This is a genomic window from Marinobacter sp. C1S70 (assembly GCF_000475355.1).
GTDB lineage: Bacteria > Pseudomonadota > Gammaproteobacteria > Pseudomonadales > Oleiphilaceae > Marinobacter > Marinobacter nauticus.
In genome coordinates this window covers 67867-83047 of sequence record NZ_AXBW01000084.1, presented here as the reverse complement: position 1 = coordinate 83047, position 15181 = coordinate 67867, and the positions used below count along the sequence as shown (strand labels likewise).

The 15181-nt window shown below is 58.4% G+C and carries 13 protein-coding genes; 11 read left to right on the top strand and 2 right to left on the bottom strand.

Going from position 1 to position 15181, the window contains the following annotated elements; genetic code table 11:
- Positions 1-62: 62 nt before the first annotated feature.
- The 11 genes from Q669_RS18050 to Q669_RS18000 all read left to right on the top strand — a co-directional run bounded on the left by Q669_RS18050 (position 63) and on the right by Q669_RS18000 (position 13167).
- A complete protein-coding gene (locus tag Q669_RS18050) occupies positions 63-1739 on the top strand; it encodes a methyl-accepting chemotaxis protein (RefSeq protein ID WP_022993351.1) in 1677 nt (558 codons plus the stop codon).
- A gap of 112 nt (positions 1740-1851) precedes the next feature.
- The gene (locus tag Q669_RS18045; RefSeq protein WP_189383320.1) at positions 1852-2922 is read left to right on the top strand and encodes a TRAP transporter substrate-binding protein; all 1071 of its coding nucleotides are present in this window, start codon (positions 1852-1854) and stop codon (positions 2920-2922) included.
- A 131-nt stretch (positions 2923-3053) separates the two neighbouring features.
- On the top strand, positions 3054-4175 hold the full coding sequence (potA, locus tag Q669_RS18040; RefSeq protein WP_011783894.1) for a spermidine/putrescine ABC transporter ATP-binding protein PotA: 1122 nt from the start codon (positions 3054-3056) through the stop codon (positions 4173-4175).
- Positions 4168-5025, top strand: a complete 858-nt coding sequence (potB, locus tag Q669_RS18035) for a spermidine/putrescine ABC transporter permease PotB (protein ID WP_011783895.1) — start codon at positions 4168-4170, stop codon at positions 5023-5025. Before potA ends, potB begins: the two co-directional genes overlap by 8 nt.
- Entirely contained in the window at positions 5022-5792 is a 771-nt protein-coding gene (gene potC, locus Q669_RS18030; RefSeq protein ID WP_011783896.1) for a spermidine/putrescine ABC transporter permease PotC, read from the top strand. The genes potB and potC overlap by 4 nt, the downstream gene beginning before the upstream one ends.
- On the top strand, positions 5789-6829 hold the full coding sequence (locus Q669_RS18025; protein WP_011783897.1) for an extracellular solute-binding protein: 1041 nt from the start codon (positions 5789-5791) through the stop codon (positions 6827-6829). The genes potC and Q669_RS18025 overlap by 4 nt, the downstream gene beginning before the upstream one ends.
- 151 nt (positions 6830-6980) lie before the next feature.
- Positions 6981-8054 carry an extracellular solute-binding protein gene (locus Q669_RS18020; protein WP_011783898.1) on the top strand — a complete coding sequence of 358 codons (1074 nt, stop codon included), beginning with the start codon at positions 6981-6983 and terminating at the stop codon, positions 8052-8054.
- A gap of 5 nt (positions 8055-8059) precedes the next feature.
- Positions 8060-9154: an ABC transporter ATP-binding protein gene (locus Q669_RS18015; protein ID WP_011783899.1), complete on the top strand. Its 1095-nt coding sequence runs from the start codon at positions 8060-8062 to the stop codon at positions 9152-9154.
- Positions 9151-10011 (top strand): ABC transporter permease, encoded by an 861-nt coding sequence (locus Q669_RS18010; protein ID WP_011783900.1) that lies wholly within the window; start codon positions 9151-9153, stop codon positions 10009-10011. The genes Q669_RS18015 and Q669_RS18010 overlap by 4 nt, the downstream gene beginning before the upstream one ends.
- Before the next feature lie 4 nt (positions 10012-10015).
- On the top strand, positions 10016-10864 hold the full coding sequence (locus Q669_RS18005; RefSeq protein WP_011783901.1) for an ABC transporter permease: 849 nt from the start codon (positions 10016-10018) through the stop codon (positions 10862-10864).
- Positions 10865-10929: 65 nt separating this feature from the next.
- A complete protein-coding gene (locus Q669_RS18000) occupies positions 10930-13167 on the top strand; it encodes a sensor domain-containing diguanylate cyclase (protein ID WP_036149967.1) in 2238 nt (745 codons plus the stop codon).
- Positions 13168-13169: 2 nt separating this feature from the next.
- Here the strand turns inward: Q669_RS18000 and Q669_RS17995 are convergent, their stop codons facing one another.
- Positions 13170-14582, bottom strand: coding sequence for an alanine/glycine:cation symporter family protein (locus Q669_RS17995; RefSeq protein ID WP_011783903.1), 1413 nt, complete (start codon positions 14580-14582; stop codon positions 13170-13172).
- 149 nt (positions 14583-14731) lie between these two features.
- Complete coding sequence (locus Q669_RS17990; RefSeq protein WP_011783904.1) at positions 14732-15175, bottom strand: universal stress protein; 444 nt, start codon at positions 15173-15175, stop codon at positions 14732-14734.
- Positions 15176-15181 lie beyond the last annotated feature (6 nt).

Here is a 15181-nt window from a genome sequence, read left to right as displayed (position 1 = left end):
GAGTGCGGGTTGCGTTTGTGCATAATCAAAGGATTACAAGAAATGACCCCGGAGCGAAGACCATGACCTTCATGAGCAACCTGACCATCAGAACACGGCTTCTGATTGGTGTATTGGTGCCTGTACTGATTACGGCTGGAACAGTTGCATGGATTACGGCGAACCAGATCCGGGCCAATGGAGAGGCAGAGTTGCAACGCCTCGAGCAGGAACTGTTGGAAGCGCGCAAGGAAGGTTTGAAAAATCTGGTTGAAACCGCGAAATCCGTGGTGCTTGAGGCCAAGTCCACTCCCGGTTTTTCGGAGCAGGAGGCGCAGGAAGAGGCGCGAGAGCGGTTGCGGTCAATCAAGTTCGGTCAGAACAACTATGTCTTCGCCTACGATCGCAGTCTGTTCAATCTCGCCTATGCACCGGACCCCTCCAAGGAAGGCCCGACTACCAATCCGAACACCCAAAAGCTGGTTCGCGGGTTGTTTGACGCGACAGGTGACGATGGCTTCATGCCTTATGAGTGGACCAACCCTGCTACCGGCCAGGTGGAACCGAAAGTCTCCTACTCCACTATCATTCCGGGCTGGGACTGGATGATAGGTTCCGGCGTGTATGTAACCGATGTTCAGAGAGCGGTGGCCGCTGCCCGGCAAGAAATCGATGCAACCATGACGTCTGCTATGGGCTTCATTTTACTGCTGACCATTGTGGTGGTGGTGATTTCGTTGGTAATCGGGTTGGTCATTGGCCGCACCGTGACTGCGCCGCTGAACAAGGTCAGCGACATGATGCGGGAGATTGCCGACGGTGAGGGCGACCTGCGCCAGCGCCTGCCGGAAGATGGTAAAGATGAGCTGGCCGTTCTGGGCCGCCGCTTCAACCACTTCGTCATCAAGATTCAGGACACCATCCGTGAGGTCGGCTCTACCACCGACCAGGTGGCTTCGGCGGCTGAAGAACTCAGCCGGGTGGCGAATGAAACCCGCCAGTCGGTTCAGGAGCAGGGTTCGGAAACCGACCAGATTGCTTCGGCCATCAACGAAATGGCGGCAACGATTCAGCAAATCTCCGGCAATGCAAATGAGGTGGAAGGCGCAGCTTCCGATGCGGACCGCATGGCCAAAGAGGGTGGCGAGACCATTAATAGCGCTCAGGGGGCGGTCAATCAGCTGTCCCAGGAAATGGAAGACACCGCTCGCAGCATCAATGCCCTGGCCGAGAAGTCGAACGATATTCAGCAGGTGCTGGATGTGATTCACGCGGTTACTGAGCAGACCAACCTGCTGGCCCTGAACGCTGCCATTGAGGCAGCCCGGGCCGGCGAGCACGGTCGCGGTTTCTCGGTGGTTGCCGACGAAGTGCGCCAGCTGGCCAAGCGGTCAGCGGAATCGGCTGATCAGATCCGGGAAATGATTGATGGCTTTGTGGCGGAGTCCAAGGCTTCGGTGGAACGTATGAACAACTCCCGCAAGAGCTCGGAGGCGACGGTTGAACGCATCAATCATGCCACCAGTGCACTGAACACCATCGTGACGTCAGTGACCCAGATCCACGATCAGGTGACTCAGATTGCGACCGCCGCTGAACAGCAGAGCCAGGTGGCGGAAGAGATCAACCAGAACGTGGTGCGGATTGTCGACGCGGCCCAGCGCAGCGACACCGGCGTGACCCAGACCAATGAGGCCAGCCACGAACTGGCCCGGTTGGGAGAGAATCTGCGCGAGCTGGTTGGCCAGTTCAAGGTCTGATTACCCTCATAAGAAAGCCGGCCCGCCACATTGGCGCGGTCGGCTTTCGTCGTTATGATGGATCATTCAGGCATATTTGAATCAAAAACTGATAACAATGGAAGCCAACACTATGTCCCTGCGTAAAACCCTGCTGGCGGCGGTCAGCACTCTTGGCCTGCTGGCCAGCCCTTTCGCGGTCTCTGAAGAAACCTTTACCCTGCGTCTCGCGGAAACCTGGGGGCCAAATTCCGGCCTGCTGGGGGATGCGCCCCGAAACATGGCGGCCATGGCTGAGGAAATGTCCGGCGGTCGGCTGAAGATCCGGATTGATTCCTCCAACAAGCACAAGGCCCCTTTCGGTATTTTCGATCTGGTCCGTAACGGCCAGTACGACATGGGCCACACCGCCTCTTATTACTACAAGGGCACCATTCCCAACGCCATGTACTTCACCACCATACCCTTCGGCATGATTGCGCCGGAGATGTATGCCTGGTTCTACCACGACGACGGCATGGAGTTGATGCAGAAGGTATATGAACCCTTCGGGCTGCTGTCCTTCCCGGGTGGCAACACGGCCAATCAGATGGGTGGCTGGTTCCGGAAAGAGATCAAGTCTCTGGAGGACCTGAAAGGCCTGAAAATGCGCACCCCCGGCTTTGCCGGCGAGGTTATGTCGGAAGTGGGCGTGGCGGTCACCAACCTGCCGCCGGGCGAGCTGTATACCGCGCTTGAGCGCAACACCATCGATGCCGTTGAATGGGTTGGCCCGGCGCTGGATCTGCAGATGGGCTTTCACCAGATTGCCAAGTATTACTACTCCGGCTGGCAGGAGCCCAATGCCGAAGTGCAGTTCCTGATCAACAAGAAAACCTGGGACAAGCTGCCGGCTGATCTGCAGGCTATCCTGCGGGTCTCCATGCGTACTGCAGCGTATGACATGTATATCCAGAGCACCCACGAAAGCGGTGTGGCCTGGGAGAAGATGAAGCAGGAATACCCGGATGTGACTCACAAGGTGTTTCCACCGGAGGTTATTACCGCCCTTCGAGAAACCACCAATCGCCTGTTGGATGAATTTGCCGAGAAAGACGAACTGGCGAACGAAATCATCACCTCACAGCGTGAATACCTCAAGCAGGTGCGCCCCTGGACTAACATTTCGGACAAGGCGTATCTGAACAGTGTCGCGGAGCAGTAAAACCGCTGCGTGACAATCGGGCCTGACAGGGCTGGAAAACAGGAGGGGCGTGGTCAGGGAATATCCGCACGCCCCTTTTTGTTTGCGTCTGTTTCTGGAAAAATACGCCGCTCAAACTTTGGGCAGGGCCGATGAAACAGACACTGCTATCTCTGAGCAATCTCACCAAACAGTTCGACGGCAAAAAAGTGCTGGATTCACTGGATCTGGACATTTTTGACGGCGAGTTCATTACCCTCCTGGGGCCCTCCGGTTGCGGCAAGACCACCTTGTTGCGGATGATGGCGGGTTTCGAGCATCCGGATGACGGCACCATCGCGCTGGGCGATCAGGACCTGACTCACACCCCGCCGGAGCACCGCCCGCTGAACACGGTATTCCAGAACTACGCGCTGTTTCCTCATATGTCGGTCTTCGACAACGTGGCCTATGGCCTGAAAATGGAAAAGCGGCCGAAGCAGGAAATCCGGGAGCGGGTCGAGGATGCCCTGGCCATGGTCCAGCTCGAGGACTTCGCCCGGCGCAAGCCGCATCAGTTGTCCGGCGGCCAGCAGCAACGGGTGGCCATTGCCCGTGCAGTGGTCAAGCGCCCGAAGGTGCTGTTGCTGGATGAGCCGTTGTCCGCCCTGGATTACAAACTGCGGCGCACCATGCAGGTGGAACTGAAACGCCTGCAGCGGGAGCTGGGTATCACCTTTGTGTTTGTCACCCATGATCAGGAAGAAGCCCTGTCCATGTCCGACCGGGTGGTGGTGTTGAAAGACGGCCTGATCCAGCAACTGGGGACGCCGCGGGAAGTCTACGAGCGCCCGGCTAACCTGTTTACCGCCCGCTTTGTCGGTGAAACCAATTTCTTCCCGGGCCGGGTGGACAAAGCCAACGGCGACGACACTATCACCGTGGATGTGTTCGGCCTGAAGCGTACCTTCCGCAAGCCGGATTTCCCGGTCTCCGGTGGCCAGTCCCTGCATGTGCTGTTGCGCCCCGAGGATATCCGTGTACTGGCGCCGGACGATGAGGATGGTGTGGCTGGCAAGATCGTTGAACGTAACTACAAGGGCAGTACCCTGGATTCGGTGATTCATCTTGAGGATGGCACCGAGGTGCTGGCGTCGGAATTCTTCGACGAAGACGACCCTACCTTCGACTATCGCCTTGGCGAGCCGGTCAAAGTGAGCTGGGTTGATGGCTGGGAATGGCTGTTACCCACTGAGCCGGAAGCTCTGCCAGAGGAAGAAGGCACCGATGCGTAGCCTGACACAGCAGCCGTTCCGTGCGGCGGTGCTGGTGCTGGTCTGGGGCTGGTTGCTGTTTCTGGTGCTGACCCCCAACCTGTTGGTGGTCGGTGCCAGTGTAATGACCCGGGACCCGGGCTCCTTTATTTCGCTGCCGCTGACCCTGGATGCCTATCGGCAACTGCTCGATCCGCTGTACCTGGAAGTGTTCCTGCACTCCCTGTACATGGCAGCCATGACGACGCTGGTGTGTCTGTTGATCGGCTACCCGTTTGCGTGGGCGTTGTCCAAGGTCGGCAAACGCAATCAGGTGCTGCTGATCTTCCTGCTTATCGTGCCGTTCTGGACCAATTCCCTGGTTCGAACCTACGCCCTGAAGTTGATCCTGGCCACCAACGGCCTGCTCAACAATGGTTTGATGTCGCTTGGTGTGATCGATGAGCCCATGCAACTGCTGTATACCGAGGGGGCGGTGATTATCGGGCTGGTGTATCTGTTGTTGCCGTTCATGATCCTGCCGCTCTACTCCGTGTTTGAAGACCTGCGGGAAGACTACCTGAGGGCGTCGCACGATCTGGGCGCGGGGCGCCTGTCCACGTTTATCCATGTGATCGTGCCGCTGACCCTGCCGGGGGTGCTGGCGGGCATCATGCTGGTGCTGTTGCCGGCCATGGGGTTGTTCTTTGTGCCTGATATTCTGGGCGGTTCCCGCAACCTGCTGGTGGGTAACGTCATCAAGAACCAGTTTCTGGATGCCCGCAACTGGCCCTTTGGTGCCGCTGCCAGCATCCTGCTGACCCTGGCCATGGCGTTCCTGATGTTCGCCCACCGCCTGAGTAAACGGCGGATCGGGGAGGACGGTGTATGAATCGCTGGCTGCCCCGCACCTACCTGACGCTGGTGTATCTGCTGCTGTACGTGCCTATCGTGGTACTCGTGGTGTTCTCCTTCAACGATTCCCGCACCGGTTACGAATGGGGTGGCCTGAGCCTGCGCTGGTACGAAGCCCTGTTGAACAACCGGGCCATGGTGCAGGCCATGTGGAATTCCCTCTGGCTGGCGCTCTCCGCGGCCACTGTGTCGACGTTGATCGGCGCGCTCACCGCACTGGCACTGCACCGATACCGGTTCCGGGGCAAGAAAGTACTCAATGGCATGCTGTTTGTGGTGATGATGTCGCCGGAAATTGTCCTGGCGATTTCGCTGCTGGCGCTGTTTCTGCTGGTGGGGCTGCAGCTGGGGTATGTATCCCTGTTGCTGGCCCACGTTACCTTCTGCCTGCCGTTTGTGGTCATCACCGTGATGGCCCGGCTCAGCGGGTTTGACGAACGCCTGCCGGAGGCGGCCCGGGATCTGGGCGCCAACGATTTCACCATGACCCGCACGGTACTGATTCCGGTGATCATGCCGGCCCTGCTGGCGGGCTGGCTGCTGGGGTTTACACTGTCACTGGACGACGTGGTGGTCAGTACGTTTGTCAGTGGCCCGAGTTATGAAATTCTGCCATTGCGCATCTATTCGATGGTGCGGGTGGGCCTGAAGCCCGAAGTGAATGCCCTTGGCACCCTGCTACTGGTATTCTCACTGGTCATGTTGATCTTGTCTCAATGGATACTGTTAAGGAGCAAACGATGAAGAAACTGGCACTGGCCGGCCTGCTGGCGGTGGGCCTGACTGGCTGCAGTGGTTCTGAGGAGCCCAAGGTTCTGAACCTGTACAACTGGTCTGAGTACATGCCCCAGGAAGTTCTGGATCGCTTTACTGAGGAAACCGGTATCCAGGTGGTCTACACCACCTACGACAGCAACGAAGCCATGTATGCCCGGCTGAAACTGCTGGATGAGAGCGCCGCCTACGACCTGGCCGTGCCCTCCACCTACTACGTGAGCAAGATGCGGCAGGAAGACCTGCTAATGCCCATCGATCGCAGCAAGATTGAAGGTTTCGACAACCTGGATCCGGAACTGGTGAACCTGGATATCGATCCGGAAAACCAGTACAGCGTGCCCTACCTGTGGGGCACCACCGGCCTGGCCGTGGATACCGCGGATGTGGAAGGCGAGGTTACCGCCTGGGCCGATCTGTGGGATGAGCGTTTCGAAGGCCGGGTCATGCTGACCAACGACATGCGTGAAGTCTTCCATGTGGGCCTGCGGGTACTGGGTTATTCCGGTAACAGTACTGACCCTCAGGAAATCGAGGAAGCCTACGAGAAGCTGACCGAGCTGATGCCGTCGGTGCGTACCTTTAACTCGGATGCCCCTCGCATGCCGTACCTGGAAGGTGAAACCGACGTGGGTATGATCTGGAACGGCGAAGCCGTCATGGGCCGCGATACTCTGGATTCCCTGGAATACGTGTATCCGGAAGAAGGCATCATCGCCTGGCTGGACAGCTTCGTGATTCCCAAGAACGCCAAGAACCCGGAAGCCGCTCACCAGTTCATCAGCTTTGTGCTGCAGCCGGAAATCTCGGCCCTGATCAGCGAAGAGATCGGCTACGCCACGCCCAACCTGGCGGCCCGGGATCTGCTGGATGACGCCGTTGCGAACGACCGGGCCAGCTACCCCAACGCCACCGACATGATCAATGCCGAGTTCCAGACCGACATTGGCGACGAGGCGCTGCAGGTGTATGCCAAATACTGGGAAATGTTGAAGTCCGGTCAGTAACCGGAAGAGCATCATGAACCTGAAAAACGGAGGCTTCGGCCTCCGTTTTTTATTGTCCAGGTTTCACAAAACTGAAATACATGGTCTATAACTTCCTGATAACAAAACCTTAGCGAGTTCGCATAACACCGTTTCAGGGGAATGAACGACCATGGCACTGCGCAAGACACGGATATCAGCACTGGCCACCCTGCTGGCCGCAACCACAGCTTCCGGCAACCTGCTGGCGGAAGAACTTCGCCTGATTACCTGGGGTGGCTACGCCCCGGATGAGGTGGTCGCCCAGTTCGAGGAAGAAACCGGAATTGATGTAAAGATCACCTTGTCCAACAACGAGGACATGATCTCCAAGCTTCGGGCCACCGGTGGCGCCGGTTTTGATCTGGCCCAGCCGAGCCAGGATCGCATCGTGGGTGTACAGCGCCAGTTCAACATCTACAAGCCCATTGATTACAGCCGCATCAATACCGGCCAGTTGCAGGCGTCGATGGTGAAGGCGGCTCAGGAGTCGACGGCTCTGGATGGTCAATCTTACGGTGTGCCCTCGGTCTGGGGTACCAGTGGCCTGATTGTGCACAGTTCCGTCGCGGACACCGTTACCGATTACACCGACCTGTGTGACCCGGCAGTGGCTGGCAAAGTGAGTTACCGCCTGAAGCGGCCGACGCTGATCGGCTTTGCCTTCGCCATGGGCATGGATCCATTTGCGGCCTATGAAGACCGGGACGAGTACCAGTCCATCCTGGCGAAAGTGGAAGACAAACTGATCGACTGCAAAGACAACGTGAAAACCTACTGGACCGGTGGCGACCAACTGCTGTCGCTGCTTCGTACCGGAGAAGTGACCGCTGCCATGGCCTGGGATGCCGGCGGCTGGAAGCTGAATGCGGAGAACCCGGACATCCGCTTTGTGGCGCCGGAATCCGGAGCCCTGGGCTGGATTGATACCTTTGCTATCCCGCGCCGCAGCGAGAACGAAGAGGCCGCCTACAAGTGGATCAACTTTGTGATGCAGCCGGAAATTGCGGCCAAAATCACCAATGCCTCCGGCAACTTCACGGCCTCCAAAGGGGCCGATGAGTTTGTGAACGCTGAGCTGCGGGACGCCTATCGCCTGAGCTTCGATGAAGAAGCCATCAACAACATCAAATGGTATCCGCCGGTACCACCGGGGCTGGAAGCCATGGAAGGGCAGGTGCTGGATCGCGTCCAGGCGGCGAACTGATCCTTATGGCAACAGAGTCTGACCTGTCCTGCAGCGGACTGGTCCGCCGCTTTGGTAATAACGCGGCGGTGGACCATGTGTCGCTGGATGTTCCTGCGGGCACCTTTTTTTCCATTCTGGGGCCGTCGGGGTGTGGCAAGACCACCCTGCTGCGGCTGCTGGCAGGCTTCGACAAGCCGGATGAAGGAGATATCTTCATTCGCGGCCAGCGCATGAATGAGGTGCCGCCTAACAAGCGCCCGGTGAACATGGTGTTCCAGCACCTGGCGCTGTTCCCCACCATGTCCGTCGGTGACAACATTGGCTATGGCCTGAAACGCAAGAAGGTGCCCGCGGCCGAGCGCCGCAAGCGGATTGCACGGGTGCTGGAACAGGTGGGGCTGCCGGAACTGGAGAATCGCAATCCCCAGGAATTGTCGGGTGGCCAGCGCCAGCGCGTGGCCCTGGCCCGCTGCCTGGTGCTCGAACCCACCTTGTTGTTGCTGGATGAGCCTCTCGGTGCCCTGGATCTGAAACTTCGGGAGCAGATGAAGGTCGAGCTCAAACACCTGCAAAAGCAATTTGGCACCACCTTTGTGTACATCACCCATGACCAGTCCGAAGCCATGGTGATGTCGGATCAGGTGGCGGTGATGAAAAATGGCCGCTTCGAGCAGGTGGCGCCGCCGGAGGAGCTTTACCGGCATCCGGCAACGCCGTTTGTCGCGGGGTTTGTCGGCGACAACAATCGCCTGGCGGGGACGGTGGTGTCCGTGGCCGATGATGTGGCGGCTGTTCGTCTGAGCGATGGTGCGGTGGTACGCGGTCGGTCTGCATCGGCGGGCCTGGCACCTGGTGCCCAGGCAGAATTGTACATTCGGCCGGAATCATTGTCGTTTTCGCAAACGGCTGCGGTCGCGGGTTCCTCCTCACTGCAGACCCGAGTCCGGACCACGCTGTTTGATGGCGCCAACAGCCGGGTTGAAGTCGAAAGCAATGGCCAGGCACTATTTGCACGACTCCCCCAGGACGGCTCGGCGCCGGCGCTGACGCAGGACGGCCACCTTGAGCTGTCGTGGGATCCGGACCTGGCCCGGGTATTTGGAGCTGCGCACCAGTGAATAGCTCGGTTAGCCGTTTCTCGCTGTGGCTGTTATTGGCGCCTTTCCTGCTCTGGATAGTGCTATTGGTGCTGGTGCCCCATCTACAGATGTTGCGGGTGTCGTTCCAGGTACGGGAAAGCTGGGATACCCTGGCCTGGGGGCTGGAGCAGTACCAGAATTTCTTCAGTGAATCCTACTACTGGCGTACCTTCGTGCGTACCGGGCTCATGTCCCTGTTCACCACCTTCCTCACCCTGCTGATTGCCTTTCCCATTGCCTGGTACATTGCCCGCCTGGCCCGTGGGAGGAGCAAGGGTATTCTGTTCCTGGCTTGCCTGATCCCGTTCTGGGCCAGCGAGTTGGTGCGTACCTACGGCTGGATGATCCTGTTGCGGGAGAGCGGCCTGTTCAGTTCCTGGCTGCAGGCGCTGGGCTGGGTGGATGGCCCGGTGGAGATGCTCTACAACGATGTCGCGGTGATCATCGGCCTGGTCTACAACGGCCTGCTGTTTATGGTGGTGCCGCTGGTGACCACGCTCGACGGCATGGACGAGAACCTGGTCGAGGCCGGCTACGATCTGGGTGGCGGCCACGGTACCGTGCTGCGGGAGGTAGTGATTCCCTGGGCCATGCCGGGCATTGTCTCCGGCTGTATTGTGGTGTTCATGCTCACCCTGGGCAGTTACCTCACGCCGATTCTGATGGGGGGCAAAGACAGTGCCTGGTTTACTCAGCAGATTTTCACCCAGTTCATCACCCGGTTTAACTGGGAGCAGGGGGCGGCTTTGGGGGTCTTGCTACTGGTATTGTCGTCGCTGCTGGTCTGGCTGGGCCTGAAGCTGACCGGGCAATCCCTGCGCAAGGTTATGGGGTGATGTCATGATCCGTTCTGTACCTCGGTCCCGGTTGTTTGATGCCCTTTACCTGAGCTATCTGTTGGCCTTTTTCCTGTATCTTGCGTTGCCTTTGCTGGTGACGGCCGTGTTCGCATTCAACGACTCGCCGTTCCCGTCATTACCGTGGCAGGGTTTTACCCTGGACTGGTATCTGGCCGACGGCACCGACGGGCGTACCGGGCTGTTTCACGACGACGGATTGCTCAGTGCGCTCTGGGTCAGTACCAAAATTGCGTTCTGGGTGACGCTGGTCAGTGTGGGGCTTGGCTGCGTGAATGCAGTATTGTTCGAGCGGGTGGAGTTTCGCGGCAAGGAGCTGCTGTACCTGTTGATGCTGCTGCCGCTGGTGATTCCGGGCGTGATTCTCGGGGTATCCATTCTGGTGTTCTACAGTGGCATGGCCAACGATGTCTCCCGCTTGTGGGGTATCGAGCTGGACCTGTTCCGGCCGGGGCTGACACTGGTGGTGATGGGGCAGGTTACCTTCATTACCACTCTGGCTACTCTGGTGATTGCCGCCCGGCTGCGCAAATTTGACCGACAGCTGGAAGAGGCCGCCCTGAATCTGGGGGCCACGCCGCTTGTGGCGTGGTTCACGGTTACTCTGCCGTGGCTGCTTCCCTCCATCCTCGGGGCCGCGGCGATGGCGTTTTTGATGTCCTTCGAGAACTTCAATACCACGGTCATGCTCACCGGTAGTGATACCCCGCTCACCGTGGCCCTGTTCAATCGTCTGCGGGAAGGCTCAACGCCGGTGTTGAACGCGGTGGCGCTGTTTCTGATGCTGGTGTCTGCGTTGCTTGCGCTGTTTACCCTCCGACAAAAAAGTTGAGAAAGTTCTGTATCTGGCGTTTACGGTTTATACTGGAACGATCACTCCTGAAAGCGGGTTCTGCTTTGCACGCGTCCACTTGTCGCATCAGATTTCTGCTGGTGATCATCGCCCTCGGGGTCTGTCTGTCCCAGCCTGGATTTGCCGCTATCCAGCCGGTGGATGAGGGATGGCAGTATCGCTGGGGTGATTCCCCGTTTTTGACTGATGGCACGCCATTGTGGATCCTTGAAGACTCTCCACAACACTGGCACGACATTGGTTTTCCATCGAACCCTCCTGGCCGCGATGGTCGTGAGCATGCCTGGTTCAGGGTGCAATTGCCGGAAGGTAGCTGGTACCAGCCTGTCCTTTATGTTTATAGCGTCGACATCATTGTGCAGGCCTGGTTTCGGGGTGAATTGCTCTATCAATATGGCACCTTTGACCAAGAGGGAAGGGGCCGTTTTGAGGGATGGCCCTGGCATGAAATACGGCTACCCGAGGATTATCAGGGAGAGACGCTCTATTTCCGGATATTCTCGAATTACACCGACATAGGGTTATGGGGGGAGGTCGGGATTACCGATCATGCCGATCTGACGGTATACCTCCTCGGGGGAGCTGCTGAGGAACTGGTAGTCTCGGCATTGTCGGCTCTGATAGCTTTTCTGGCTCTGGTGTTCGCCGTAATCCAAAGGGGCCAGCGCAGTTTCGCCAGCATTGCTCTGTTTTCATTCCTGACCTCGGTGATGCTGTTGGCTGAGAGCCAGGCGAGCTTGTTGATTGCTTACAAACCTTTGTTGTGGGACTACCTCGCGGCCGGCTCTTACTACCTGATTCCTATGGCGTTGGCCTTGTTGTTGCGGCAATGGCTAGGCGCTGCACGTCCGGTGCTGATCAGCTGGCTGGTGTGGATTCATCTTGGATTGGCGGTGAGCGCCCTGGCCCTGGCGTTGGTCGGCGCGGTCGACCTTTCTTCGACCTTCCCGGTGTTTGATGTGTTGCTTCTGGTCTCGCTGGTGGTGATGGCTGGCGCTGTGTTGCCACGCTTTCGTGTGCTGTTCGGGGAGCAGCAGGTGCTGGTGGTGGCTTGTGGTGGGCTGGCGGTGCTGCTGATTGTTGATATGGCCGTTGCTCACGGGTTCCTGCCCTGGGGCCGGGTGCCGGTGAGCTGGGGAGCGCTGGGTTTCTCGCTGGCGGTGGTCAGTATTTCGGTCTGGCACTACGGCAAGACCCAGAAAGAGCTCCAGCAACTGAACGTCCGGCTGGAACAGAAGGTTCGGGAGCGCACCGCCCGCGCTGAGTCGCTGGCAGAAAGAGAAGTCGCCAGGGCCCGCTTGTTGGCACTGGAAAGCAAGAAAAGCCAGAAACTGGCGGATGTGATTGCGGCTCTGCAGGATTGCGCCGGCATTGAGGAAGCGTTCGAGCCCCTGTTAAGAGCCATGCCGGAGCTCTACCTGCCCATGACCGGTTGTTTCTATCGAAGAGGCATCGATGGGCAGTACGACCGAGTGGTTCACTGGGGCGGTACCCCGGAGGATGTGTTCCCGGCGTCACTGGGGGCGAACCTGTCCGTCCTGACCGAAACCGTACTCCCGGTACGCAGTTACGATTTACCGGCTCAGATGTGCTTTTTCCTGCGGATAGAGTCTGCCCGCTCCGGCAATCGGCCTGAAGGGGTGTTGATGCTGGAGCGCCCGGACCTGCCGCCAGTGGTGAAAGACTATGGCATCGCAAGGGTGATTTCCTGGGTATACCAGTCGGTTGAGAAAATTGGCATTACCCTGTCTGGGCTGGCCTTGAGGGCTGAATTGCAACGATTCTCCTATGAGGACAGCCTGACCGGACTGAAAAATCGTCGCTACTTTGATGAGCTCTTTCGCCATGAGCGGGAAGTCTCGGCTCGTTCTGATCGGCCGCTATGCCTGCTGATTTTCGATATTGATCACTTCAAACTTTTCAACGACTGTCATGGCCACGAGGCCGGTGATCAGGCGCTGAGAATGGTCGGTGACGTGCTCGCTACCTGTTTTCGCGGCAGTGATACCGTTTGCCGTTATGGTGGTGAGGAGTTTTCGGTGCTGATGCCCGGGGCGTCCCTTGATGAGGCCCGGCAAAGGGCCGAGCAACTGCGGGCGGCCATCTCAGCCGAGCCAGTGGAACATCGGGGTGAAAACCTGGGGAGCCTGACCATTTCAGCAGGCATTGCTTGCTGGCGGGAGAATTGTCCGGAGTTCGACGAGCTGTTCCGGGCCGCCGACCAGGCTCTGTACCAGGCCAAGGAAACGGGCCGCAACCGAGTAGTTGCGGCCTCGCTCTGACATCAATGCCAGATATTGCTGTCGATTTTTTCGTGCAGCTCAGGATAGTCCTTGGACTTGAAGTGCGGCACCAGGCCTTCCTTGCGCTGAGCCAGGTAATCTTTGGTCAGCTTCACAACCGTGCCGGACAACAGAACGATAGCAATCAGGTTGATGGTGGCCATCAGCCCCATGGATGCGTCCGCCGCATTGAATACCGTGACCACCGCTTCGTAGCCACCCCAGATCACCATGCCCAGCGCAGCGAGCCGCAACAGGGTCAAGCCCAGAGTGTTGCCGCCGCGCAGGTAGATCAAAGCGTTCTCGGCGTAGGTGTAATTGGCGACAATGGAGGTGAAGGCGAAGAACAGAATCGCGATGGCGATAAAGTAGCCCCCGAACTCACCCAGGTGTACTTCCATGGCCTGTTGGGTCAACTGGGTGCCGGTCACGCCGGAACCCGGCTCCAGAACGCCAGCCAACAGGATCATCACGGCCGTCGCCGTACAGACAATGATGGTATCGATAAAGACACCGAATGCCTGAACCAGACCCTGTGAAGAGGGATGATGCGGAGCCGGGGTTGCGGTCGCGGCAATGTTGGGTGCCGAGCCCATACCGGCTTCGTTGGAGAACAGGCCGCGTTTGATGCCATTCAGCATGGCAGCGGTAATGGAGCCTGCCGCGCCGCCGGCGGCCTCTTCCAGGCCAAAGGCACTTTTTACGATCAGCGCCAGAATGCCCGGGACTTCGGTAATGTTCATGGCCATCACGCCCAGCGCCAGGAGTACGTAGGCGCCGGCCATGAACGGCACGACAAACTCAGCGAAGCGAACGATCTTGCGCAGACCGCCAAAGATGACAATGCCGGCAAAAGCCGCGATGACCACGCCGACACCCAGCTTGGGCACACCAAAGGCGCCCTGCATGGCATCGGCAATGGAGTTGGCCTGTACGGCGTTGAAAACCAGGCCGAAGGAGATAATCAGGCAGACCGCGAAAATGGCCGCAGCCCAGGGCGCTTTCAGGCCTTTGGCAATGTACACCGCCGGGCCTCCCCGGTACTGGCCCTTGCCGTCGCGAACCTTGTACAGCTGGGCCAGAGTGCTTTCAGCGTAACCGGTGGCCATACCGACGAGGGCTACCATCCACATCCAGAAAATGGCACCGGCACCGCCCAGGTACAGGGCAACCGCAACCCCGGCAAGGTTACCGGTACCCACCCGGGAAGCCAGGCTGGTGCACAGGGCCTGGAACGGAGAAATCCCGTGTACGTCGCTTTCCCGGGAACCACGGATGGCGCGGACCATTTCGCCGAAATTGACGAACTGAAGGAAGCCCAGACGGATGGTAAAGAAGACACCTACGGCAAGCAGGCCATAGACGAGGACATAGCCCCAGAGGATCGAGTTGAGAAAATCAACAATTGCAGTCATGGCTAGACGCCTTGTGATTTGTGAATGAGAAGTAATCCGAGGCGAGGCAGTCTAGCACGGTGAAAAATCAAGCAGACTGCGGAAATCCGTGATTGCCGGACAGCAAGGAATATGCTGTCCGGCGGCACTGCGTGGAGGGGTTCGCCGGTTCAGACCACCAGCACCGGGCACTTGGCCTGGGAGGCAACCCGGTGCGAGACGCTGCCCAGAAAGGTGCCGTCCTTGTCGCTGTTGGTGCCCTTGGTGCCCACTACAATCAGGTCGGCTTCCTTGTCCTGGGCAAATTTCACAATCACCTTCGAGGGCCGGCCGGCCTTGACGAAACCGCGTACCTTGGTGGCGCCATGCTCCTTGGCCAGCTCCTTGGCGTGATTCACTACGCCTTTGGCATACTCAGACAGCACCTTGTCCGGGATGTCCATGTCGTCGGGCCGTCCGATAGACAACGACGCCTCAAACAGGCTGTGATGCTTGTAAACACAGAGGATGTAGATCTCGGCGTCCGGGATCAGTTTCTGCAGTTCAATGGCTTTATCCAGAGCCTTGAGTGAGGTTTTGGAACCATCCACAGCGGCCAGAATCCGTTTAAACATGTTGTT

What these genes read in the sequence shown, in the direction of transcription:
- Q669_RS18005 (WP_011783901.1), top strand. Translation starts at nt 10,016, where the DNA reads ATGATCCGTTCTGTACCTCGGTCCCGGTTGTTTGATGCCCTTTACCTG.
- potC (WP_011783896.1), top strand. Translation starts at nt 5,022, where the DNA reads ATGAATCGCTGGCTGCCCCGCACCTACCTGACGCTGGTGTATCTGCTG.
- potB (WP_011783895.1), top strand. Translation starts at nt 4,168, where the DNA reads ATGCGTAGCCTGACACAGCAGCCGTTCCGTGCGGCGGTGCTGGTGCTG.
- Q669_RS18025 (WP_011783897.1), top strand. Translation starts at nt 5,789, where the DNA reads ATGAAGAAACTGGCACTGGCCGGCCTGCTGGCGGTGGGCCTGACTGGC.
- Q669_RS18045 (WP_189383320.1), top strand. Translation starts at nt 1,852, where the DNA reads ATGTCCCTGCGTAAAACCCTGCTGGCGGCGGTCAGCACTCTTGGCCTG.
- Q669_RS18020 (WP_011783898.1), top strand. Translation starts at nt 6,981, where the DNA reads ATGGCACTGCGCAAGACACGGATATCAGCACTGGCCACCCTGCTGGCC.
- Q669_RS18050 (WP_022993351.1), top strand. Translation starts at nt 63, where the DNA reads ATGACCTTCATGAGCAACCTGACCATCAGAACACGGCTTCTGATTGGT.
- Q669_RS17990 (WP_011783904.1), bottom strand. Translation starts at nt 15,175, where the DNA reads ATGTTTAAACGGATTCTGGCCGCTGTGGATGGTTCCAAAACCTCACTC.
- Q669_RS18015 (WP_011783899.1), top strand. Translation starts at nt 8,060, where the DNA reads ATGGCAACAGAGTCTGACCTGTCCTGCAGCGGACTGGTCCGCCGCTTT.
- Q669_RS17995 (WP_011783903.1), bottom strand. Translation starts at nt 14,582, where the DNA reads ATGACTGCAATTGTTGATTTTCTCAACTCGATCCTCTGGGGCTATGTC.
- potA (WP_011783894.1), top strand. Translation starts at nt 3,054, where the DNA reads ATGAAACAGACACTGCTATCTCTGAGCAATCTCACCAAACAGTTCGAC.